A 24238-nucleotide genomic window follows, 5' to 3' on the forward strand; every position below is an offset into this window, starting at 1 on the left:
TATTTAAAGATTAGTAAATCTTCGGAAATTTATCGGGATTTGCTTCGTTAAAAACGTTATAAACAGTTTCAACCATATCATCAACGGAAGGTTTACTGAAATAATCGCCATCTGTGCCATAAGCCGGACGATGGTTTTTTGCGGTTAAAGTAACCGGTTCAGAATCCAGATATTTAAAGGCTTTTTGCACTTCCAAAACCTGCTGTAAAATAAAAGCGGATGCTCCACCTTCAACATCTTCATCAATTATTACTAAACGATTTGTTTTTTGCAAACTTTTTTTAATATTATGTTCCAAATCAAAAGGAATTAACGATTGAACATCAATAACTTCCGCGGAAATCTCTAATTTTTCTAATTGTTCTGCAGCGTCCATAACTAACCTCCACGTTGATCCGTAAGAAATAAGCGTGACGTCTTTTCCTTCTTTGGTTATTTCAATTTTACCGACTGGGACCATAAATTCCCCAATATTATCTGGTTGTTTTTCTTTTAATCTGTAACCGTTTAAAGGTTCGATGATTATACAAGGCTCATCACTTTGCAACATCGTGTTGTAAAAACCAGCAGCTTTTGTTAGATTTCTCGGTGTCAAAACCAAAATTCCTTTACAAAGATTTAAAATTCCTGCCATTGGAGAACCGGAATGCCAAATTCCTTCTAATCGATGTCCACGAGTCCTTATAATTACCGGCGCTTTTTGTCCGCCTCTTGTTCTGTACTGAACTGTTGCCAAATCATCGCTCATTCCCTGCAAACAATATAAAACGTAATCTAAATATTGGATCTCTGCAATTGGTCTTAAACCTCGCATTGCCAAACCAATTCCTTGTCCTAAAATTGTTGCTTCGCGAATACCCGTATCTGCAATTCTTAAACTGCCATATTTTTCCTGTAAACCTTCTAAACCTTGATTTACATCACCGATATTTCCTGCATCTTCACCAAAAACCAAAGCTTCAGGATATTTTTCGAAGATTTTGTCAAAATTATTTCGCACAACAACTCTACCGTCAACGATTTCTGAATTTTCGGAAAAAGAGGGAGATATTTCTTCAATATTAGTTGCTTTCCATTGCGATTGTGAATACAAATGTGATGAATAATTTTCTTTCTCTTGTTTAAAGATCTGCGAATATTTTTCTAAAAGAATATTTCTGTTTTCACTTTTTGAGTTTCTTGTCAAAAGTAAAGATTGGCGCAAAAGATGAAAAATATCTTTTTTTGATTTTCCCACTTTCTTATCAAAAATATCAAGAATTTGGGCAACTTCATTCTCACTTTCATTCAATTTTTTAACCAAAGGAAGAATCTCATTTTGCAAATCGCTTATAGATTTTTGATAATTTTCCCAGGCTATTTTTTGACCTGCTTTTACATATTTTTTTGCTTCATCTTCAATTGCATTTAATTCTTCAGCATTTGCTAAAAAAACTTCCTTTTCATCTATTTCAATAGAATAATTGAGGATCCATTCTTTAAATTTATTTAAACAGTCAAACTCCTGTTCCCAACTTAATCGTTGTTCATTTTTATATCGTTCATGTGATCCTGAAGTTGAATGACCTTGAGGTTGAGTCACTTCAATAACATGCACTAAAACCGGAACTGATTCTGTACGAGCAAAATGTTCAGCTTTTGCATAAGCTTCTAAAAGTTGCGGATAGTCCCAAGCATTGACCTGAATAATTTCACAGCCTTGTTGTTCACCCTCTTTTCTTTGATAGCCGGAAAGCATTTCAGAAATATCTGCTTTACCTCTTTGTTCTGACGTTGGGACAGAAATTCCGTAACCGTCGTCCCAGATTGAAATTATCATTGGGACCTGTAATGCACAGGCTGCATTTAAAGTTTCAAAAAAAAGTCCTTCCGCTGTGGAAGCATCTCCGATTGTTCCAAAAGCAACCTCTTGTCCGTTGTTGGAAAATTTTTCAGAACCATCAAATCTTACTTCTTTATATACTTTCGAAGCCAAAGCTAAACCTAAAAGTCGTGGCATTTGTCCGGCAGTCGGTGAAATATCAGCAGAACTGTTTTTTTGCTCCATTAAATTTTTCCAGCTTCCGTCTTCGTTCAGACTTCTCGTTCCATAATGACCGTTCATCTGTCTTCCCGCAGACGCTGGCTCTCTTAAAATACTGGTATCTGCGTAAAGCTGTGCAAAAAAACTTTCAATAGAAACTGCATCAATTGCTAAGGAAAAAGTTTGATCACGGTAATATCCTGAGCGGAAATCTCCATTTTTGAAAACTTTCGACATTGCTAACTGTGGTAATTCTTTTCCGTCACCAAAAATGCCAAACTTAGCTTTACCTGTAAGAACTTCTCTTCTACCTAAATAAGACATTTCGCGGGAAATCCTACCTAACTTATAATCATCTAAAATGTTTTTTTTAAATTCCTGAAAAGATAATTGCTGAGTTTCTATAAAGGTGTTTTGCATAAACAAGTGATTTTTACAAATATAATTAATTAGGAAATAATACTAAAATATAAATTTTAATAGATATTTATATTTTGAAATTTTTATAAACGCTCAAAAACCCGGTAATTTGTAGTAATATTTTTAAAAATGAAAGAAAAATCTCCACATATATTGAATGCATCTTCTAATCTATTAGGATTTTGCTTATTGATAATTACTTCTTTGAAAATAACTAATTCTGATAAAGCAACTTTTTTGGACGAATTTGCAGGAGTTGCAGGGATTTTTTTCACAATAAGCTGTATTTTTTCTTTTCTGGCAATACGAACGAATAATCACAAACAAATACTGGTATTTGAATCTATTGCGGATTATCTGTTTTTGGGCGCTTTGGTTTGTATTTTTTTTGCCGTCGGAATGTTATTTTTAAAACTTTTTCCTTAAAAAAAACCTCCTTTGCGTTCAGCAAAGGAGATCAACACAAATGATGAAAAAAAATTTATTGTTTAGGGGGTTAATGTATTATATAAAATCATTACTTGTGATAAAAAACCTCTCCAGTAATTGTTGACTGGAGAGATCAACACAAATGATGAAAAAAAATTTATTGTTTGAGATATTACTTCAATTTACTCTTTTCAAAATTTGTGAAAAAAAATCTCTCCAGTGATTTGTTGACTGGAGAGATCAACACAAATGATGAAAAAAAATATTGTTAATCCCGCGGAGGTGTTATTGCATCTCCTAAAGAGTTGTCTGTATGATCAAATTTTACATAATTAGAATCTTTACTAATTTGTTTTTTCTCTAATTTATTTTTTGCAGCTTTTAAACTATTTCCCTGCTCTTCACGAAAAGAAACTAATGTTAATGATGCTACTGCTATACTTAGGTAAATAAACTTTTTCATAATAATTTTTATAAAGGTTTCTAAAATATAATTCTGAGTATTTTTCACATTCGCTTTAAAAAACCTCTCCAGCTATTGTTGACTGGAGAGATCAACACAAATGATGAAAAAAAATATTATTAATCTCTCGGCGGCGTTGTTGGATTGCCTAAAGAGTTATCTGTATGATCGAATTTAACGTAATTTGTAATCGTGCTTGTTTTGTTCTCTTGCGGACTAATAGTTACAGGTTTCAAACTATTTCCTTCCTGCTCACGAAATGATACTAAACTTAGAGATGCTATGCCGATACTTAGGTAAATAAACTTTTTCATAATAATGATTTTATAATGATTTTTAAACTTAAAATTTTTAGTATTTTCTTTTGTGTTTTAAAAAAACCTCTCCAGTAATTGTTGACTGGAGAGATCAACACAAATGATGAAAAAAATTTTATTGTTTAAGGGGTTAATTTTATTTTGTAAATGTCATAATTTGTTAAAAAAATCTCTCCAGTGATTTGTTGACTGGAGAGATCAACACAAATGATGAAAAAAAATGCTTTATTACTGCGAATTAATCTTGTGGTGGTCTTGCAGGATCACCATCTCTTGCAGTTGAATTGAAATTACTATATTCAGTGGAATTATTTATTGAATTTGAACCATCATTAAATAATTTTTTTTCTGTTCCAGGATTTTGACCGTTAATTGCTTGTGTTAATTCATCTTGTTCTCTACAAGATACTAATGATAAAGAAAAAAGTGCGATGCTTAGGTAGATAATTTTTTTCATAATTTTTGGATTTAAATTTGTGTTGTTAAAAGATAATGTTGTGTTGTTGTTGTTAACTGAATTTGTGTTGTTGTTAAAATTTTTTTCTTCCATCATAAAAATGTTTGTGTTATTTGATGAGCCAAAACTATAAACTTTTACTGCTACCACCAAATATTTAAAATGCTATAGGTCTATTATCATAAATTCTGACTCTTAAAACATAAAAAATTAATAGTAATTTCAAAAAAAAAACGTTAATTTTGCAAATGAAGATCGTAAAAACATGAAAACACAAATGTTAACAAATTGATTATTAGCATTTTATGATAAAGACTAAAATATTATTTTTTGTATTAATATTTTTTAACATTTTTTTAAGTATTTCTGCTCAAAAAAGCAAACCAACTGATTTAACTTATAAGCAAATTGAAGAAAAAATAGATTTACTACATAAAGATTCCACAAAAATGTGGAAGATGATTAATCTATACATTCAAAAATCAAAGCAAGAGAGAAATTTTGAAACTTTAATTTACGCTTATAGATATTCTACCTTATATTCTACGTTTCCTAGAAATATTGCTTTCGCAGATAGCGCTCTTTCAATTGCAAAGAAAAGTAATAATCCTGAATTCCTAAGCAGTGCTTATGTCAACAGAGGAAAAACCTGGCTAGATGAAAAAAAATACCAAAAATCTTTGGATGATTTTCTTTCCGCTATTACATACTCAAATAAAACAGGTGATGACTATACTACTTACAAGACTAAATATTACATTGCGCAAAATAAAATTTATTTAGGATTATACGATGAAGCTCAGGAAGAGCTTAGACAATGTATTGAATATTTTAAAAAAAATATCAAAACAACTGGTCTTGGAAAAGACAATGAGATGTATTATTTGTACTCATTAATGAGTTCTATAGATACTAATTCAAAATTATTAAAACAGAAAGAAAATAAACCACTTTTAGATGAAGCGTTTGATTACATAACTGTAAATAATCTTTCCGAGTATCTTCCCTATTTTATTACATCTCAAGGCGTTGATTCTTATAATAATAAAAACTATAATTTAGCCATATTAAAATTGAAACAGGCTCTATCTTTATTTAAGGATAACAGTTTTCATTATACAGCTAATTTCTATCTTGGAATGTCTTATTGGCAAGAAGGAAGAAAGGACGAAGCAGTTCTATACTTTAAATTGATTGACGCTGATTATTCAAAAAGCGGAAAACTTGATCCTCATTTTAGACCAACGTACGAATATCTCATTAAATATTTTCAAAATTCTGGCAATAAAACCTTGCAACTTCAATATGTGAAAAAACTAATGGAGCTTGACAGAAATTACGAGAAAAACTTTAAATATCTTTACACAACCATTAATAAAGAATATGATACTAAAAAGCTGCAACAGGAAAAAGATCGATTAGAAAGTTCTCTTCAAAGACAGCGAGTATTCTATTTCATTCTTATAATGCTCATTATTAGTGCAGCGGGATTTTTAATTTACAGATTTCTTAAGCTCCAAAGAAAATATCGGGAACAGTTTGAGAATATAATTCATGCGGATGAAACTAAGGATAGCATTACCTATCAGTTACAAACAGTCCAAAGTCCTAAAAATTCTGAAACAGAAGAAATTTATTATGATAATATTCCAGGTATTAATCCGCAAATTGTTGAACAAATTGTAAAAGAGCTGGAAAAATTTGAAAGAGAAAAGCGTTATTTAGATCCTCAGATTTCCCAGAAATCATTAAGTGAAGATTTTGGTACAAATTCCAGTTATCTTTCCAAAATTATCAATACTTATAAAGATAAAAATTTCAATCATTATGTAAATGATCTGCGAATTGATCACACCTTAAATCTTCTTAAAACAAAAAGGAAGTATTTAAATAAAGACGTTAAAGAACTCGCAACGATTTCCGGATTTAACAGCACAGACAGTTTTAGTAAGAATTTCCAGAGAAAATTTGATATGAAACCAAGTCAGTTTATCAAAATGATGAAAGAAGAAGCTAGAATTTCCGCTCAATAACGTAATCAAGCATTAAATGCAAAGATGTTTTTGCTTCAGAATCTGGAAAATCAGTTAAAATTAACTTTGCTTCTTCGTAATAATTATTCATCACCGAAAGTGCATAGTCTAATCCACCTGTAAACTTAACAAAATCAATAAGTTCTTTTACTCTTTTTTTATTGTCTTTGTATTTTTTTACGGTTTCAAAGTGGTATTTTCTGTCTTTCGCATTAGCATTTTTGAGACTGTAAATTAAAGGCAGAGTCATTTTTTGTTCCTGAATGTCAATTCCAACTGGTTTTCCGATCGCATTTGCACTAAGATAATCAAAAAGATCATCCTTTATTTGAAAAGCCATTCCTGTTTTCGTTCCAAAAATTTGCATTTTTTTTGCTAAATCTTCATCAGCATTATTAGAAAGAACGCCGATTTCACAACAAGCGGCAATTAGCGTTGCAGTTTTTTGGCGAATAATTTCGTAATACACATCTTCCGTAATATCTAAAGTTCTGGCTTTTTCCAATTGTAAAAGCTCACCTTCAGACATTTCTCTGATTGTACGGGCGATAACGTGCAGTAAATCATAATCTTTATTATCTGTAGAAAGTAAAACTGATTTGGAAAGAAGAAAATCACCAACTAAAACCGCAATTTTGTTTTTCCAAAGTGCGTTAATTGAGAAAAAATTTCTTCTTTTAAAACTTTCATCAACAACATCATCGTGAACCAAAGTTGCTGTATGAATCAATTCAATCATAGACGCACCGCGAAAAGTTTTTTCATTCACTTCGCCAACTAATTTTGCACATAAAAAAACAAACATTGGTCGCATTTGCTTTCCTTTTGTGGTCACAATAAAACGTGTCACTTTATCTAAAAGTGGCACTTTCGTATGCATAGATTCATAAAACTTTTGTTCGAAAAGTTTCATCTCTTCTAAAATTGGTTTTTTGATCTCGTTAACGGTTGTTGACACTAATTTGTAAAATTATGTTTAATTCTGCGCAAATATAAAGCTTTTTTTAAATAATTAAATTTTGACCACTATTATAAAACCTAATTAAAGTCAGAAAAAGGAATGAAAAATAATTGTCCTTTTTTTGTTCCTAATGGTGAATGAAAATATTCACCGGAAAGATAAATGCCGTTTTGATTGACGGAAATTCCTTCAATTTGACCAAGAGAAAAAGCGCTTCCCAAATAATATTTTTTTGGAATTTCTGTGAAAAAAGTGTCATTTTCAGATTTACTGAAAACTTCTAAATAAATCTTCCCTAATTTTGTGTATCCTACTGAATAAAGTTTTTTATTAAAATAAGAGGCATCTGTGACTACAAAATCCGTTTTGTAGTTTTCAATTTTTTTAGCGGCCTGATTTTCAAAATTTGCGGGATCGATTGTGTAATGAGAAGTTGATTTTGAAAGCCATTCTTTTGTAAAAACGTGAATTTTTCCATTTAAATAAATCATTGCTTCATCATCAAAATTATTATTTAAATTTTTTGGTGTAAAATCATTTTGCTCCGGATAATAAAATGAAATGATTTTTGTAGAATCTAATTTTAAAGAATCGCGGAAAGGGACTTTATAAATTTTTAAGTCTTTTCTTGTGCCTAAATTATTACCAAAATCGCCGATGTAAAAGTTTTCGCCATCGTTTGTCAAAGATTCCCAATCAATATTTTGAAGTTTTGTTTGAAGTTTCTTTTGTATTTTTCCAGTTTTTGGATCGATTTGAAAAAGTTCAGAAGTGTTTCCGCTGTCATTGAAAGTGTAAAGTTTTCCATTAAAGAAATTTAGTCCGGAACTTTCCTTTAAACTGTCATCTAAAACGGCGACTGAATACTTTTTGATCTTAAAAGTTTCTGTTTTTTGTGAAAAACCAGTTTGAAAGATCAATAAGAGAAATATTAAAAGCGAATTTTTCATTTAAAATTGATGATGAACTTATTATAAAATAAATTTGAAACTACGAAAACTTTGCAGCCCGACTTGAGTGGAAATCCTTTTATTTTTTTGTTTAAAAAAAATAAAAGATTGGGAACGAAAGGCGGAAGTTGCTGCCCAAATCAATCTATAATTATATACTCTGATTTTTCTCTTTAAATAATTTTTTTGCTAAATATTCTTTTTGATACTGTCGCACCGTTTTGCCCGTTCCGTCGTGTTTCCAGCCAGGTGAATTGAAAATATAATTGAATTTATCTGTTAATTTTAAATCGGGTTGCTTAATATCTTTCCAAATATTTCGCCATTCATACGCGAAAATTGTCAATGGTTTATCGTCCGGCATTTTTGGGTAAATACCGTATTTTACGGGAACTAAATCATCTTCTTTTTCAAAAGTGCCAAACATTTTATCCCAAAAAACGAAGACCATTCCCATATTTCTGTCGAGATATTTGATGTTGCAGGCGTGATGAACGCGGTGATGCGATGGCGTGATCAAAATATGTTCTAAAAACCCCATTTTTTTAACGGTTTGCGTGTGAACCCAGGTTCCATAAACCTGTCCCACAGCGTAAACTACCAAAATATGCCAAGGATTAAAACCCAAAAAAGCAAGCGGTGCAAAATATAAATAACGGTATAGTGGTTCTAAAACGGAACTGCGAAAACCAGTCGTTAAATTGAAATATTCTGAATTGTGATGTGTGATATGAACTGCCCAAAAAGCGCGGGAATGATGATCCATATAATGCAAAACCCAATACGCCAAATCCGTTACCACAAAGCAAATGATCCAATAATACCAGGTAAATTCCCAGTTAAATATTCGGTAAGAATAGAAGAAAAACATGACGGCCATCGTAACCACTTTCATGGCGAGATCTATGCTAAAATTCCCTAAAGCCAAAAAGATATTTTGAACAATATCTTTATTATTATATAATTTGGATTCTGAAACGTGGCTGTAAATCATTTCGCCCAAAATGACAGTTGCGTGAAAGGGAATTGCCCAAGTGTAAACGTTTTGAAGACCATCTTCTCCAAGAAAAAAACTCATGAAAAACTAATTTTTTACAAAGTTAAGATTTTAAATTTTGCGTTTCAACAATAAAATCTTGATATTGATAAAATCATAAATTAAACCGCTAATTAAAATCAAAGTTCCCAATAAGAGTGATTTTATTCCGAAATGATCAAACAAAATTCCACCAACCAAGCCTCCACTAAAAAACATGGAAATTATAGTGAGGCGCAAATTAATAGAATTATGTAATTTATTTTTTTGAAGTCTATCTTTGTAAAAGAATAACTGAGAAAGTTCAATTCCTAAATCTGTGAAAAGACCCGTTAAATGAGTTGTTCGAACGACCGATTTTGATATGCTTGTGACCAAAGAATTTTGCATTCCCATGGCGAAAAGCAAACTGCAAACAATGGTATCTGCATTATTTTTTATTAAATAATTTCCTACTAACGCAATCATAAACAGAATTGTAGCCTCAAAAATGACTGGTATTAACAAAGTCTGATTTTTATTATTTTTGGAAGAATATTCTACCATGAAGTTTGCTGCAAAAGATCCGAAAAGAAAGGAAATTAAGTAAAATGCAATATGAATAGCATTTTCAAAATGTAATTTAAAAACTTCATCAATTAAAAAAGCAAAATGTCCCGTAACATTTGTAGTTAATTTCTGCACGGAAAAAAAGCCGACAACATTTACCAATCCTGCCACAAATGAAAGTAAAGACGCAATCTGAAGATTGTGTTTTGGCGTTCTGGTTTTCCCTTTGTGTGAAAACACTATTCTGCTGCTTTATTGGCAAGTTGTCCGCACGCGGCGTCGATGTCTCCGCCTCTACTTCTTCGGATCATAACTGTAATTCCGTTTTTTTCAAGTTGACGAACGTAATTATCTTCCGCGGCTTTATTGCATTGATCGTACTTTCCGTCACCAATTGGATTATATTGAATTAAATTTACTTTGCTTGGAATTTGCTTGCAAAATTTAATTAATGCTTTGATGTCTTCATCGCCGTCATTAATATTTTTCCAGACGCAATATTCAAAAGTGACGATATTTCCGGTTTTTTCATACCAATATTTCAGCGAATCCATTATATCCGTTAAAGGAAATTTGTCTGAAAAAGGCATGATTTCATTTCGCTTTTTCTCTATGGCAGAATGTAATGAAAGTGCTAATTTTACTTTGATATTTTCGTCAGCCAGCATTTTTATCATCTTTGGAATTCCCGAAGTTGAAACTGTGATTCTACGTGGTGACATTCCCAAACCTTCCGACTCGGTGATTTTTTTAATGGATTCAACGACATTTTTGTAATTCATCATTGGCTCTCCCATTCCCATGAATACAATGTTTGTCAGCGGTCTGTCAAAATACATTCTACTTTGCTGGTCAATTAACGCGACTTGATCAACAATTTCTGCAACATCTAAATTCCGCATTCTTTTTAATCTTGCCGTTGCGCAAAATTCACAATTTAAGGAACATCCAACTTGTGAAGAAACGCACGCGGTTGTTCTCGTTAACGTTGGAATTAAAACGGATTCTACTAAAAGTCCGTCGTGTAATTTCACGCCATTTTTAATCGTTCCGTCTGAACTTCTTTGCAATTGATCAACAGAAATTGGTTTTATCTCAAAATCTTTGGAAATTTTATCTCTCAAATCTTTGGAAAGATTTGTCATTTCATCAATTGAATGCAGATTTTTCGACCACAACCAATTATAAACCTGTTTTGCTCGAAAAGGTTTTTCATCAAGATTTAAAAAATAATCTTGAAGTTCGGATAGTGATAAAGTTCGTAAATCTTTCATTTAAAAGAGAAATTTAAAATAAAAGTCCAGTTTTAAAAAACCAGACTTTTCATTTTTTAGATTTTAAATTGAATAATTTTCAATGTTACTTATTGCCAATTATTTATTACTTATAAAATTAACATCGCATCTCCATAAGAGAAGAATTTATAGTCCATCTTTACGGCTTCTTCATACGCTTCCATTAAGAAATCTTTTCCTGCAAATGCAGCGATCATCATCATTAAGGTAGATTTTGGCATATGAAAATTGGTGATCATTGCAGTTGCAACACCAAAATCATGCGGTGGAAAAATAAATTTATTTGTCCAGCCATTGTAAGGTCCTAATTTTTTATTTGAAGAAACTGAAGTTTCAATTGCACGCATTGTTGTAGTTCCAACAGCGCAAATTTGACGGCCTTCTTCAACTGCTTTATTGATAATATCAGCATTTTTTTGGTCAATAATGGCTTCCTCAGATTCCATTTTATGTTTTGAAAGATCTTCAACTTCGATTGGGTTAAAAGTTCCCAAACCAATGTGTAAAGTTACTTCAGCGAAATCAACACCTTTGATTTCTAATCTTTTCATTAAATGTTTAGAAAAGTGCATTCCTGCTGTTGGTGCTGCAACAGCGCCTTCATTTTTAGCATAAATCGTTTGGTAACGTTCTGCATCTTCAGGTTCAACTTCTCTTTTAATGTATTTTGGAAGCGGTGTTTCACCTAATTCTTTCAATTTTGCACGAAATTCTTCGTATGAACCATCGTATAAAAATCTTAAAGTTCTTCCACGTGACGTGGTATTGTCAATTACTTCCGCAACTAAACTTTCGTCCTCGTTAAAAAATAACTTATTTCCAATTCTGATTTTTCTTGCCGGATCAACTAAAACATCCCAAACTCTCGTTTCTTTATCTAATTCTCTCAATAAAAAAACTTCAATTTTCGCACCTGTTTTTTCTTTATTTCCGTAAAGTCTTGCAGGGAAAACTTTTGTATTGTTAAAAATAAACAGATCTTTTTCGTCGAAATAGTCGATAACATCCTTAAACATTTTGTGTTCTATCTTTCCAGTTTTACGGTGAAGCACCATTAATTTGGATTCGTCGCGGTTTGGTGAAGGATGTTCTGCCAAAAGATGTTCCGGCAAATCAAAATAAAAATCTGAAGTTTTTAATTTCGACATAGTTTAATTTAAAATATTTGAGCGAAACAGTAACTCTGTTTCGGGGTGCAAATATACGATATTGAAAAGGCCTTTGTCAAGTGTTTTGGCAAATAAGATTTTTAAATCTTTAAAATCAACTATTTTACTCTGGTAATTTCACTTCTAAACTTTCTTTTTTAGGATCGGAAAATATTGTTTGAGACTTTTGTCCATTCTTGTTATCACTTAAACAACTTTTTAAAATAAAATTTTGATTGCCATAAAGTTTAGTAATTTCATTCTGAATATTTTCATTTATCAATTCTCGCTCATTTTTCGGACGAACCATCGTTAATAAATTTAAATAATTGACTTCAAAAGGTTCAATTTCAATTGTTAAATACAAATAAGATTTTTTAGAATTTTCCTCAGAAAATATTTTTACCAATAGTTTATATTTACTTAGTTCGGCTACTTTTATTCTTGTAATATTACTCTCCTTAATTTCTGTTGGAAGTATTAATGAGTCTTTATATTTTAATATTTTATTTCCAAAAACATCTGTTGATGTTGAGAATCGATAAGTATTAAAATTTTTATAATTTATAAAGTAGGCGAACTTAGCATTATCTTGAGACATTAATTTTATTTTATAATCTGCTGAACTTATGTGTAAATCCTCTTCAGTTATCTTTTCATTATTCTTAATATTTCTTTCCAAGACATGGACTTTGTAATCAAAATTATAAGTTTGCGCAGAAAACTGATTTGCGATCATTAATATTAAAAAGAGTAAAATCTTGATCATAAATTTTTATTTTATTTAAGAATTATTTTGATGGCTCCCAAAGTTCAATTTTATTTTCTTCACAATCTAAAATATGGATAAATTTTCCATAATCTGAATCTTCAATGTCATCTAAAATAATGACATCGGATTTTTTTAATTCTTCCACTAATTTTACTAAATCTTCTACAATATAATTGATCATAAATTCTATATTGGAAGGTTCAAAATATTTAGTATCGTCTTCAAACGGGCTCCACTGTGTTGCTCCATTATTTGAAGATTCAGCGCATTTTTTCCAGTCGAAAGTTGCGCCGTAATCATTTGTATCTAAACCCAGATGTGTTTTGTACCACTCTCTTAATTTTGCTGGATCCTTTGTTTTAAAAAAGATGCCTCCAATTCCGAGTACTTTTTTCATAGTTTTATGTTTTGAATTAATAATTAAAATTAGCGAATAAATTTGAATTTTGTAATTCTATTTTTTTACTTTTCTTTAAACAAAAAACAACGATTTCTTTTTTAGCCGCGGGTGAAGCGGCATCCTTTTTCATAAAATAGGCGCCTTTTCGGCGCCTATTTTATGAAAAAGATATAGCGGAACACGGGATTGCTTTTCGGAAAAAGCGAAACCGTCTTGCTTCTAATTTAACGCTCCTAAATTCTTACTTTTACTGAACGCGCCAAAGGCAAATTCCTACAATGTTTCTTTCAGCCAACTGAAAAATTCGCGCTGCCAAACTAAACCGTTTTGTGGATGCAAAACCCAGTGATTTTCGTTCGGGAAATAGAGAAATTTAGTTTTCAAACCGCGCAATTTTGCGGATTGAAAGGCTTCCTGACCTTGCTCGTAAGGAACGCGGTAATCAATTCCACCTTGAACGATCATGATTGGTTTATTCCAGTTTTGCACGAAATTACTTGGGTTAAAATCGGTGTAAGATTTTGGCTGTGGTTTGTCCCAAGGCGAGCCGCCCATTTCCCATTTCGCAAACCACAATTCTTCGGTGGTGCCGTACCAGGATTTCATGTCATAAAGTCCGTCGTGTGCGATGAAAGTTTTGAATCTATTTTCGTGAATTCCTGCAAGCATAAAGACGCTGTAACCGCCGTAACTTGCGCCAACAGCAGCAATTCTATCCGCATCAACGTAAGGCAGAGTTTTTGCGAAATCTGTTGCTGAAAGGTAATCTTTCATTGGTTGACCGCCCCAATCCTGAGAAATTGAAGCGTTCCAATCTACACCCCAACCTGGCATTCCACGGCGATTTGGCGCAACAATGATGTAACCGTTTGCAGCCATCAAAGCGAAATTCCAACGTGTGCTGAAAAATTGCGTTAAAGCAGATTGTGGTCCACCTTGACAATATAATAAGGTTGGATATTTTTTGGAAGGATCAAAATTTGGTGGATAAATAAGCCAGACGCCCATTTCTTTGCCGTCTGTGGTTTTTACCATTTTTAGTTCGGATTTTGAAGTAGCGATTTTGGAATAATTATCTTTATTTATTTCCGTAATCTGCGTCATATTTCCAGAATTTTGATCGACTGAAAATAAATCTGCATTATGGTTAAAATCTGTTCTTGTGACAATTAATTTGTTATTATTTTGAGCAATTAAATCATCTACATCAAAATTACCAGTTGTGATTTGTGTTGCTTTTGGAAGTTTTATATTAACCGAAAAAAGTTGCTGCGTTCCTCTGAAAGCCGCACTAAATAAAATTGAATTCGAATCCTTTTTCCAGTCATAACTTCCACTTACACTTTCATCCCAGTTTTGCGTAAGATTTATGGTCACATTTGAAGCCAGTTCCAATACTTTTAAATCCTGTTTGTCGGACTCAAAACCATCGGTTTTCATATTTTGCCACGATAAATATTTTCCATCTGGTGAAAATTTTGGATTAACATCATAGCCTTTATTATCTTCTGTTAAATTCGTTGTTTTTCCTGATTTTAAATCATAAGAATACAAATCTGTATTGGTTGAAAGCGCGTATTCTGCGCCCGATTTTTTCTTCGACACGTAAACTATACTTGAAGAATCCGGATTCCAAATAAAATCTTCCGCTCCACCGAAAGGCATTTGTGGCGAATAAAATTTTTCGCCTTTCAATAAATCTTTCGCGTCGGCAGATTTTTCTGAAATATTTGCCACAAAAACATGGTTATATCCACCTTCATTCCAAGAATCCCAATGTCGCGCGTCTAAATCGGTATAAACCTGAGCCGTGGATTTTGGTGTGTCTTTGTATTTATCTTTTCTTAAAATATTTTCAAGTTGCACTTTTTTACTGAAAGCCACTTTTTTTCCATCCGGTGAAATTCTGATATTGTCTGCTTCGCCAACTCTGTAAAATTCTTTCCAGGTTTTTCCAATGTCTTTTGAGAGATAAATTATTTCACCTTCTTGTGCATAAATTCCGTTTTTATCCCACTGAATAATTGATTTTTTACCTAAATCTAAATTTGTCGCTGCCGAATTATTTAAATTTAAAAAGTAAAATTTTGAATTGGTTTTTTCGGTTTTTAGATCAACTTTTCCGACTTTGTAAATTAGTGAAGATTGATCCGGCGAAACGGCAGAAACTGACATTTTATTGAGTGTCCAAAGTGTTTCCGCGGTCATTACATTTTGTGCATTCATAAGAAAAGGTGCTGCAACTGCGAGCAAAGTATGTTTTATTTTCATATTTTTTTAATTATTTTTTTTAAAGATTTAAAGCATTGTCTTTCGGTTTATAGTCCATATAAATTCCGTTATCAATTGTTACAGATTTAATTTTTTTTGCAGTTGGAATATTAGTTTTAAAATCTTTTTCATTGGCTTTCCAAACTTCCGGCGTGAAATGTTTTGTTGATTTTGTACCATCAGAATATTCTGTAATCACATCAAAAGGAATTGCAAAACCACCTAAATTTTCAATATTTAAAATTAAATTTTTGCCGTTCATTTTTGCGGAACTTAATTTTAAATCAATGTAATTATTTGTGTAAAACCAGTTTTGAAAAAACCACGTTAAATCTTTTCTACTTCCAGTTTCCATCGCATAAAAATAATCCCACGGAATCGGATGTTTTCCGTTCCATTTTGACATATAATAATGAAGTGCTTTTTTAAACAGATCGTCGCCCAAATAATCTTTCAAAGCCAGATAAGATAAACTTGCTTTTACATAAGAATTGTTACCATATCCCGCGCCAGAAACCTGAGTACTTTCTGAAATTATGGGTTGATCTTCATCTGAAGAAGGATCAAAAATCCAGCGTTTTACACGAAAATCTTTATAAAATTTATCAGCGTATTCTTTTCCATGTTCGGCAGTTCCGATTAAGTATTCAAAAGTTGTTGCCCAACCTTCGTCCATATAAGCGTATCTTTTTTCATTAATTCCCATGTAAAATGGAAAATAAGTATGTGCAATTTCGTGATCTACAGTTAATCTGGAATCATTTAAATCATTAGGAATCGTCGAATCATTCACCATCATTGGATATTCCATATCGGCAAAACCCTGAAAAGACGTCATTGTTGGAAATGGATATTCAATTCCCGGCCAGTTTTTAGAAAACCAAGCGATGTTATATTGCTGCCATTCAACATAATGTTCGAAATCTTTTGCACCATTTTGATACGCCGATTGAACGCTTACTTTTTTTGAATCTAACTGCACGCTTGAAGCATCCCAAACATAAGTAGAACTTGCTGCCCAACAAAAATCGGTGATGTTATCTGCTTTAAATTTAAAAGTATTTTGATTGTTTTGAAGCGTAATTTTTCCAGCAGCAATTTCGCCATCTTTTGCGATGTGAATAATATCAGTACTTACCAAAGATTTTTTAAAATCATTTAAAACATTTGTTTGCAACACTTCCTGCGGATTTTGCATTACGCCCGTCGCATAAACTACAAAGTTTTTAGGAACCGAAATCGCAACATTATAATTATTAAAATCATTATAAAATTCATTTCTTCCTGTGTGCGGAATTCTGTCCCAACCATTGTAATCATCATAAACGGAAATTCTTGGGTAAGAATACGCGGCAAAAAAAGTCGTCTCATTGATTTGACCTTCTCTTCCACTTTCCTTTGATAATGGATATTCCCAAGCAATTTCAAAGATATTTTTTGATTTTGCAAGCATTGGATTTTTCAATTTGACGTTCCCAACTGTTCCCCAATCTTCACTTTTCGTCTCGTAAGTTTCACCATTTACTTTAAAAGATTTTATGATCAAACCTGCATCTAAAAAATCTTTTGAAGATCCGCCTGATCTTTCGGAAGTTGGTTTGTGTAAATTATTTACAAATCTTATAACTGCCGTTTTTAAACTGTCGGGTGAATTATTAAAATATTCAATTTTTTCTGTGCCGGAAATTATTTTAGTGTCTGGATTTAGAGTTAATTTCATATCATAATTACCAGAATTTTGCCAGTAATTTTTACCCGGACTTCCATTTTCTGTCCGAGTTCCTTCTTCTATGGCATTTTTAATGTTTCTTGGCGTGTATAATTTTTGAGAATACGCCTGAAATGAGCATAAAATTGCCGCAGCAAAAAGAAGATTTTTCATAATTTTAGGAAGTGATTTGAAATTATATAATAAAAGTAAGATTTCACCTTTATTAAAAAGGACTTTCAAATTTAAAAATTTTAAAGCAGAACTTATTATAAATCTTATTTAAAATGAAAAAGGCTTTCAAAAATGAAAGCCTTTTATTAATTATAAAATTAGTTTAATCTTTTGAAGTGAATAAACTATTTAAAAGTGAAGTTACAACTGATAAACAGATACTAAAAATCAAAGCCCACCAAAAACCATCAACAGACATTCCGGTTACAAAATAACCTGCCAAAAGAATAATTAAAGCGTTAATAACAAAAGAAAAAAGTCCGAAAGTAATTATTGTTAAAGGTAAACCCAAAATTGATAAAATAGGTTTTATAAAAATATTTAAAATGGCCAAAACGATCGCAAAAACAATTGCGGTACCGAAAGATGCAATGTGCACGCCTGATAAAAAATATTTTGACAGTAAAAAGGCAACACCAGCGGTTACCAAAAGGCGAATAATGAAGTTCATAGTTTTATTTTTTTGTTATTTAAAGATATAAAAAAATATTTTTAAAAAAGTATTTAACGAAAATATGTAAAGAATTTATTATATCATTTAACATCTTAAATTTTATTCATAAGTACATTTCTGAAATAATATAATTATCTTTAAAAATGCGTTTTAAAATTTCTTAATGATGAAGATAAAAAAGTTTTTAAATCTTATATTTTTATTATTTCTTATTTCTTGTGTAAATTCTAAGATTCAAATAATTAATAATCAAACTTGTACATTAGCAAAAAATAGTAGAGATGCAATATTAGATTTAAAAAGTAGCATTTTACAAGACAATATTTTAGATTATTATAAAAACAGTGCTAATAAATATGACATCATTTTTTATGGATCGAGATCTGGCAGCATTGATATTTGATTTCGTAGAATATATAGAAATTCCAAAAATAAATGGATTTTTATTGATATTTACAACGATAAGATTATCTCGCAGAAAGAAATAGAAATAAATAATTCTGATATTGAAAAATTATTCATTGATTTTAAAACAGAAGGAATGTATAAATATTGCGGTGCTTGTTATGATTGTAGTGATTATATATATTTAATTAAAAAAGATAATGACTTTTTCAGCCTTTCGACAGATTCAAGATCTAATGATTTAACTGATAAAAAATTTAAAGAATTAAATCCATATTTAGAAATTTTAAATTTTTTCAAAAAATTTGAGTAATGAAATTAAGAATATTAAAACTCATATATATTAAATCAAAAAAAACCTGAAAAATCAATTTCAGGTTTTTTTATAATATATTTAAAAATTTAACGACCTTTTAAAGCCCTGATTTTTTCCGTTAAAGCCGGAATAATTTGAAAAGCATCACCAACCACGCCATAATCTGCAGATTTGAAAAAAGGTGCTTCTGCATCATTGTTTATTACCACAATAGTTTTTGAAGAATTGACACCAGCCAAATGTTGAATAGCACCGGAAATTCCGATTGCAATATATAAATTAGGTGAAATTGCTTTCCCGGTTTGACCAACGTGTTCTGAGTGAGGCCTCCAACCAATATCTGACACTGGTTTTGAACATGCCGTTGCCGCGCCTAAAAGACTGGCTAAATCTTCAACCATTCCCCAGTTTTCTGCACCTTTCAATCCCCTTCCTGCAGAAACGACAACTTCCGCTTCTTTTAAATCTAAAGTTCCGGATGATTGCTCGTGCGAAAGAACTTTTGTGTCTTCATTTGCAATCGACAATTCTTTGATTTCTTCTGAACCGGAAACCACATTTTCTTTTGCTCCAAAAGAGTTTTGAGAAACAGTTACAATCACACCTTCAGTTTCAGATTTTGCATGCATAAAACCTTTTCCGGAAAATGCTTTTCTTTTTACCTGAAAAGGCGATAAACTTTCTGGTGCTTCGATGACATTTGTTATTAAAGAAAAATTCTTTAAAATTGACAACATCGGCGCAACGGAAGAAGCATCTGTTGTGTGAGGAAAAATGATTGTTTTACCATCAAAAACTTGGTTTACTGCTTCTGAATAGGCTTTTGCACTAAAGTTTTTTAACCCTTCATCTTTAATATTGATCACTTTTTCAGCGCCATATTTATAAAGTAAGTCTGAAGAATCTGTTGGATTTACGGAAATTGCTGTTACTGAATCTCCGGCTTTGTCAGCGATTGATTTAGCATAAGCGACTGCTTCAAAAGCGGCTTTCTTGTAAATTCCGTTTATATTTTCTGCATATACGAATATTGCCATTTTTTTAAATTTTTAAATTAAATAATGAATTAAATAACTTTTGCTTCTTCGTGAAGAAATCTTACCAATTCATCTAAATTGTCTGCATTTACCAATTTCACTGCAGCTCTCGGTGGAACGCTGTCGAATGAAACGGAATCTACTTTTGACTCTGAATTAGTCGGTTCTACGACATTTAAGGCTTTAGTTCTTGCCGACATGATGCCACGCATATTTGGAATTATTAAATCCTTTTCTTCGACCAAACCTTTTTGACCAGCAATAACCAACGGTAATTTAACGGAAACTTTTTCTTTACCTCCTTCAATTTCTCGGATCGCGCTAATTTCTTCGCCATTAACCTCTAAACCAACGCAAGCATTAATAAAAGGTTGATTTAAAAGTTGCGCAACCATCGCTGGAACCGCACCACCATTATAGTCCAAAGATTCTTTTCCACATAAAATTAAATCATAACCGCCATTTTGTGCAACGGCTGCGATTTCTTTTGCCACAGAAAAACTATCTTTTGCTTCCGTATTTACACGAATTGCGTCATTCGCGCCAATCGCTAAAGCCTTTCTGATAACGGGTTCTGAAATTGCGTCACCAACATTTACAACTGTAACTGCTGCGCCTTGAGATTCCTGTAATTTCACGGCTTTGCTTAAAGCGAATTCATCTAATGGATTAATAACCCATTGAATTCCGGTTTTATCGAAAGCAGATTTGTCTGCCGTAAAATTAATCTTGGACGTAGTATCCGGGACACTACTTATACAAACTAATATTTTCATCTATTTAAGATTTTTATTTCTGCTAAGTTAATAATTAATTTACTATGCATGCATAACATATTTTAGAAAAATATATTTTCAGCATAATATTAACTATTTGGTTTTGATGGTCTAACTTCAATTTTACTTGGTAAAGTTCTTGGGTTCATTTTTAAAAGATCCAAAACCAAATGCCCAATATCTTCCGGTTGAATTTTCCAGGCGTCTTTTTCAGTAACTTCATGATCGTTGAAATTAGTGGCTACAGAACCAGGCATGATAGTAGAAACTTTGATATTATATTTTCTCAAATCGATCATTGCGGCTTGCGTAAAACCAACAACACCAAATTTTGAAGCGTTGTAACCAGCGCCTTTTTCAAAGAAATTTGTTCCCGCTAAACTTGAAATTGTAATATAATAACCTTAGGATTTCTTTAGTTCTTCTACACTTGCTTTTAAAGTGTGGAAAGCGCCTGTCAAATTGGTTTCGATCATGTCATTCCAATTTTCTATGCTCATTTCGTCAACTGGCGCAAAATGTCCTAAACCTGCATTGGCAATTACGATATCTAAATTTCCAAACTGTTCTTTTATTTTTGAGACTGCATTTTCTTCATCTTCAAATTTTCGGACATTTGAAACAATACCAATAATCTGATCCTTATAATCTGAAAGTTTTAGTAATGCTTCCTCTAAATCTTTCTCTTTTCTCCCACTAATTGCAACATTATAACCGTTTTTAAGCAAAATTTTTGCAACTCCAAAACCTATTCCTTTGCTTCCGCCTGTTACGTGGGCTGTTTTTTTATCTGACATTTTATAAACTTTTTTATTGATTTAAATATACAAAAAAACGCTCCAAAATGAAGCGTTTTAATTTTCAATATAAAAATTTAACTATTTTTTAATAAATTTTCTGGTTTCTAAACCGTTTTCTATTGTTTCAAATTGAATCACATAAGAACCTTTTGTTAATTTTGAGACATTTACGGAGAGATCTATTGGTCTACCGTTTAAAACAACTTTTCCAGAAGCATCAAACACTTTATAATTTAATACCTTTTTTGTATTGGAAATATTCAACACATCAGTTGTAGGATTAGGATAAACGCTTATTTTGGAAATTTCACCTTTTACAGCGTCACTCGTGGCTAATAATGAGGCATTAGTTGCAGATAATTTGTAGTTATCAAAGCCGTAAGCACGTGCTGCTGATGCATTCGTAGCTACGAAAAAATCTTGCTCATCTGGATTATTATTTGGTATCACACTAACAGTAGCATTTGATGTATTATCCCATGTATACGCTGAACCATTTGGAAAGATGAATTTTCCATTTCCGGTGGTGTAATCATATTCGTATCCAACTTTATACCAGGCATTTTCAGCTAAAACCGGAGTGCCGGTAAATGATAAATTATAACCGCCTTCAGCTCCCGTAGAAATTAAGGTTAGACCCAGATAACCATTTAATGTTTTTGTGTTGGCATTCCATGTGATACCAATAACTCCATTTCCGGTAGAATTGAATACATAAGAACCTGCGCGGCCAGCTGTGATAACAGTTGAAGTTCCTGTAAAGATATCAAATTCACCTTTTAAGATGTTATTTCCCGCTGTTCTGCCAGACCAAGAACTTCCTAATGTACTTGCGGCTGGAAAATAATATCTCGACGCTGTTGTTGCAGTTGTACCGCCCGATCCTGATATCTGAAGATATTTTAAACGTGTGGCATCATTTAAGATTTGATAATCTGCCGCAACACCATTAAAAATTGTGTAACCGTTTTGTCCATCTGCATTTCCTAACGTGAAATTTTCAAAATTAAGTGATTCCAAAACATTTTGTGCCTCCATTTGAAAACCTGCAAATAGTAATGTTGCAATAAGTAAAGTTTTTTTCATAATATAAAATTAAGGGTTAATATGTTAAAATACATAACAAAAATATAAAATTATTCAATACAAATTATATATATTTCTATAATTATCGCAAAATATTATTAATAATTGATATTTTAATCCTTAATCAAAAAAAAAAGCACTTTCTGGGAAAGTGCTTTGTAAATTTTACGAAAATTTTAACCTTCTGTATAGTATTTAAAAAAGAGCGGAATACTTTCAATTCCTTTATAAAAATTAAATAAACCATAATGTTCGTTCGGGGAATGGATGGCGTCAGAATCTAAACCAAATCCCATCAAAACAGATTTTGCATTCAATACTTTTTCAAACATTGACGTAATAGGAATACTTCCACCACTTCTGTAAGGCAAAACTTCTTTTCCAAATGCTTCTTCCATGGCTTTTTTTGCCGCCAAAAATTCTTTCGTGTCACTTGGCAAAACGTAAGGCATTCCGCCGTGATGTGGCGTTATTTTCACTTTTACATTATCTGGCGCTATTTTCTTAAAATAATTGGTGAATTTTTCTGTAATTTCTTCAGGTGTTTGATAAGGCACCAATCTCATCGAAATTTTTGCGTAGGCTTTTGATGGAATAACAGTTTTTGCACCTTCACCAATATAACCGCCCCAGATTCCATTGGCGTCTAAAGTTGGGCGAATTGAAGTTCTTTCTAAAGTCGTAAAACCGGCTTCACCTTCTACTCCATTTAAACCAATTGATTTTTTGAAATGTTCCGGATCGTCTTTTAACTCATTCATTTTTCCTCTTTCTTCAAGAGAAACTTCTTCCACGTTATCATAAAATCCGTCAATTGTAATTCTGCCATTTTCATCCACTAATTTGGCGATCATTCTAGATAAAATATGAATCGGATTTGGAACTGCGCCGCCATAAAGCCCGGAATGCAAATCTCTGTTTGGTCCTTCTACTTCCACTTCAACGTAACTTAAACCACGCAAACCTGTCGTGACAGTTGGTTGGTCGTTAGAATAAATGTGAGTATCAGAAATCAAAATAACATCGCACTTCAATTTTTCTTTATTTTCATTAACGAAAACACCCAGATTTTCAGAACCAACTTCCTCTTCACCTTCAATTATAAATTTAACATTGCAAGGCAAAGTATTAGTTTGCATCATCGCTTCAAAGGCCTTTAAATGCATGAAAAACTGGCCTTTATCATCTGCAGAACCGCGAGCGAAAATAGCACCTTCGGGATGAAGTTCTGTTTTTTTAATAACCGGTTCAAAAGGTGGCGACGTCCATAATTCGATTGGATCTGCGGGTTGAACGTCATAATGACCATAAACCAAAATTGTCGGTAAACTTTCATCTAAAAATTTTTCACCGTAAACAATCGGATTTCCTATAGTTTGGCAAACTTCTACATTATCTGCACCGGCATTTTTTAAGAATTTTGCTACTTCATCCGCACATTTCAAAACTTCACTTTTAAAAGCAGGATCAGCCGAAACAGATGCAATTTTTAAAAGTGAAATAAGTTCATCTACGAAGCGAGATTTATTTTCTTCGATGTATTTCAGCGTATTTTCCATATTGAATTATAAATTTAATGATTGTAAAAATAAAAAAAATGCCCTGCAAAAGCAAGACATTTAGTTTAATATTTATTTGTAGAAAGACTACTTGGCAACTTCTGTCGCAGGTTCCGCTGCAGTTTGCTTTTTCATCATCAAATCAGGTTCTATCAAATTTGGCTTTTTTACTGCGCCAGTATCAATTTTCTCCACGTAAGTTGACTTTTCCGCATGTTCATCAGTGTAATGTGCAACGCTGTCTGTTAATTTTAAATTATCGAGATTCCCGCCTGGTCGGTATTTTTGGCAAGAAATAACAGCAGAAGCAAAAACAAGTAATAAAATATATTTTTTCAT

General features: G+C 32.0%; 22 protein-coding genes and 1 pseudogene. 2 read left to right on the plus strand and 21 right to left on the minus strand.

All coding sequences use genetic code 11. The annotated features are described in order from the left end of the window. Positions 1–10: 10 nt before the first annotated feature. The 4 genes from BM238_RS03600 to BM238_RS03620 form a co-directional block, all read right to left on the minus strand. Positions 11–2443 carry an alpha-ketoacid dehydrogenase subunit alpha/beta gene (locus BM238_RS03600; protein ID WP_090078804.1) on the minus strand — a complete coding sequence of 811 codons (2433 nt, stop codon included), beginning with the start codon at positions 2441–2443 and terminating at the stop codon, positions 11–13. Between the two features lie 83 nt (positions 2444–2526). Further along, complete coding sequence (locus BM238_RS14370; RefSeq protein ID WP_177205415.1) at positions 2527–2718, minus strand: hypothetical protein; 192 nt, start codon at positions 2716–2718, stop codon at positions 2527–2529. A gap of 422 nt (positions 2719–3140) precedes the next feature. Beyond that, positions 3141–3335: a hypothetical protein gene (locus BM238_RS03610; RefSeq protein WP_090078806.1), complete on the minus strand. Its 195-nt coding sequence runs from the start codon at positions 3333–3335 to the stop codon at positions 3141–3143. Positions 3336–3890: 555 nt separating this feature from the next. Further along, entirely contained in the window at positions 3891–4205 is a 315-nt protein-coding gene (locus BM238_RS03620; protein ID WP_143093347.1) for a hypothetical protein, read from the minus strand. 362 nt (positions 4206–4567) lie between these two features. Between BM238_RS03620 and BM238_RS03625 the strand changes: the two genes are divergently transcribed. Beyond that, complete coding sequence (locus tag BM238_RS03625) at positions 4568–6142, plus strand: helix-turn-helix domain-containing protein (RefSeq protein ID WP_177205416.1); 1575 nt, start codon at positions 4568–4570, stop codon at positions 6140–6142. On the opposite strand, the gene BM238_RS03630 is transcribed toward BM238_RS03625, so the two are convergent. The 11 genes from BM238_RS03630 to BM238_RS03680 all read right to left on the minus strand — a co-directional run bounded on the left by BM238_RS03630 (position 6123) and on the right by BM238_RS03680 (position 17917). Then, a complete protein-coding gene (locus BM238_RS03630; RefSeq protein ID WP_394333973.1) occupies positions 6123–7055 on the minus strand; it encodes a polyprenyl synthetase family protein in 933 nt (310 codons plus the stop codon). The two genes, BM238_RS03625 and BM238_RS03630, sit on opposite strands and share 20 nt — an antisense overlap. 125 nt (positions 7056–7180) lie before the next feature. Beyond that, entirely contained in the window at positions 7181–8053 is an 873-nt protein-coding gene (locus BM238_RS03635) for a hypothetical protein (protein WP_090078811.1), read from the minus strand. A 151-nt stretch (positions 8054–8204) separates the two neighbouring features. Next, entirely contained in the window at positions 8205–9131 is a 927-nt protein-coding gene (locus tag BM238_RS03640; RefSeq protein WP_090078812.1) for a sterol desaturase family protein, read from the minus strand. A gap of 30 nt (positions 9132–9161) precedes the next feature. Further along, positions 9162–9878 carry a YoaK family protein gene (locus BM238_RS03645; RefSeq protein ID WP_090078813.1) on the minus strand — a complete coding sequence of 239 codons (717 nt, stop codon included), beginning with the start codon at positions 9876–9878 and terminating at the stop codon, positions 9162–9164. Then, positions 9878–10912 (minus strand): dual-specificity RNA methyltransferase RlmN, encoded by a 1035-nt coding sequence (gene rlmN / locus BM238_RS03650; RefSeq protein WP_090078814.1) that lies wholly within the window; start codon positions 10910–10912, stop codon positions 9878–9880. The genes BM238_RS03645 and rlmN overlap by 1 nt, the downstream gene beginning before the upstream one ends. A gap of 110 nt (positions 10913–11022) precedes the next feature. After that, a complete protein-coding gene (gene queA, locus BM238_RS03655) occupies positions 11023–12081 on the minus strand; it encodes a tRNA preQ1(34) S-adenosylmethionine ribosyltransferase-isomerase QueA (protein ID WP_090078815.1) in 1059 nt (352 codons plus the stop codon). Between the two features lie 124 nt (positions 12082–12205). Next, a complete protein-coding gene (locus BM238_RS03660) occupies positions 12206–12850 on the minus strand; it encodes a hypothetical protein (RefSeq protein WP_143093348.1) in 645 nt (214 codons plus the stop codon). 22 nt (positions 12851–12872) lie between these two features. Beyond that, positions 12873–13250: a VOC family protein gene (locus BM238_RS03665; RefSeq protein ID WP_090078817.1), complete on the minus strand. Its 378-nt coding sequence runs from the start codon at positions 13248–13250 to the stop codon at positions 12873–12875. Between the two features lie 276 nt (positions 13251–13526). Then, entirely contained in the window at positions 13527–15524 is a 1998-nt protein-coding gene (locus tag BM238_RS03670; RefSeq protein WP_090078818.1) for a S9 family peptidase, read from the minus strand. Positions 15525–15543: 19 nt separating this feature from the next. Further along, positions 15544–17406, minus strand: a complete 1863-nt coding sequence (locus BM238_RS03675) for a M1 family metallopeptidase (RefSeq protein WP_090079108.1) — start codon at positions 17404–17406, stop codon at positions 15544–15546. Positions 17407–17569: 163 nt separating this feature from the next. Next, complete coding sequence (locus tag BM238_RS03680; RefSeq protein ID WP_090078819.1) at positions 17570–17917, minus strand: phage holin family protein; 348 nt, start codon at positions 17915–17917, stop codon at positions 17570–17572. A 359-nt stretch (positions 17918–18276) separates the two neighbouring features. On the opposite strand from BM238_RS03680, the gene BM238_RS14575 reads away from it, so the two are divergent. Then, the gene (locus BM238_RS14575; RefSeq protein ID WP_262490300.1) at positions 18277–18408 is read left to right on the plus strand and encodes a hypothetical protein; all 132 of its coding nucleotides are present in this window, start codon (positions 18277–18279) and stop codon (positions 18406–18408) included. Positions 18409–18727: 319 nt separating this feature from the next. On the opposite strand, the gene BM238_RS03690 is transcribed toward BM238_RS14575, so the two are convergent. From BM238_RS03690 to BM238_RS03715, 6 genes and pseudogenes are all read right to left on the minus strand, one after another. Next, the gene (locus BM238_RS03690) at positions 18728–19678 is read right to left on the minus strand and encodes an electron transfer flavoprotein subunit alpha/FixB family protein (protein WP_090078821.1); all 951 of its coding nucleotides are present in this window, start codon (positions 19676–19678) and stop codon (positions 18728–18730) included. Between the two features lie 29 nt (positions 19679–19707). Continuing rightward, positions 19708–20454, minus strand: coding sequence for an electron transfer flavoprotein subunit beta/FixA family protein (locus BM238_RS03695; protein ID WP_090078822.1), 747 nt, complete (start codon positions 20452–20454; stop codon positions 19708–19710). Positions 20455–20543: 89 nt separating this feature from the next. Further along, positions 20544–21251, minus strand: a pseudogene (locus BM238_RS03700) (SDR family oxidoreductase). Between the two features lie 81 nt (positions 21252–21332). After that, positions 21333–22340, minus strand: coding sequence for a T9SS type A sorting domain-containing protein (locus BM238_RS03705; protein WP_090078823.1), 1008 nt, complete (start codon positions 22338–22340; stop codon positions 21333–21335). Positions 22341–22516: 176 nt separating this feature from the next. Beyond that, entirely contained in the window at positions 22517–23899 is a 1383-nt protein-coding gene (locus BM238_RS03710) for a dipeptidase (RefSeq protein ID WP_090078824.1), read from the minus strand. 87 nt (positions 23900–23986) lie between these two features. Next, positions 23987–24238: a hypothetical protein gene (locus tag BM238_RS03715; RefSeq protein ID WP_090078825.1), complete on the minus strand. Its 252-nt coding sequence runs from the start codon at positions 24236–24238 to the stop codon at positions 23987–23989.

This window comes from Halpernia frigidisoli, assembly GCF_900113805.1.
Taxonomy (GTDB): domain Bacteria; phylum Bacteroidota; class Bacteroidia; order Flavobacteriales; family Weeksellaceae; genus Halpernia; species Halpernia frigidisoli.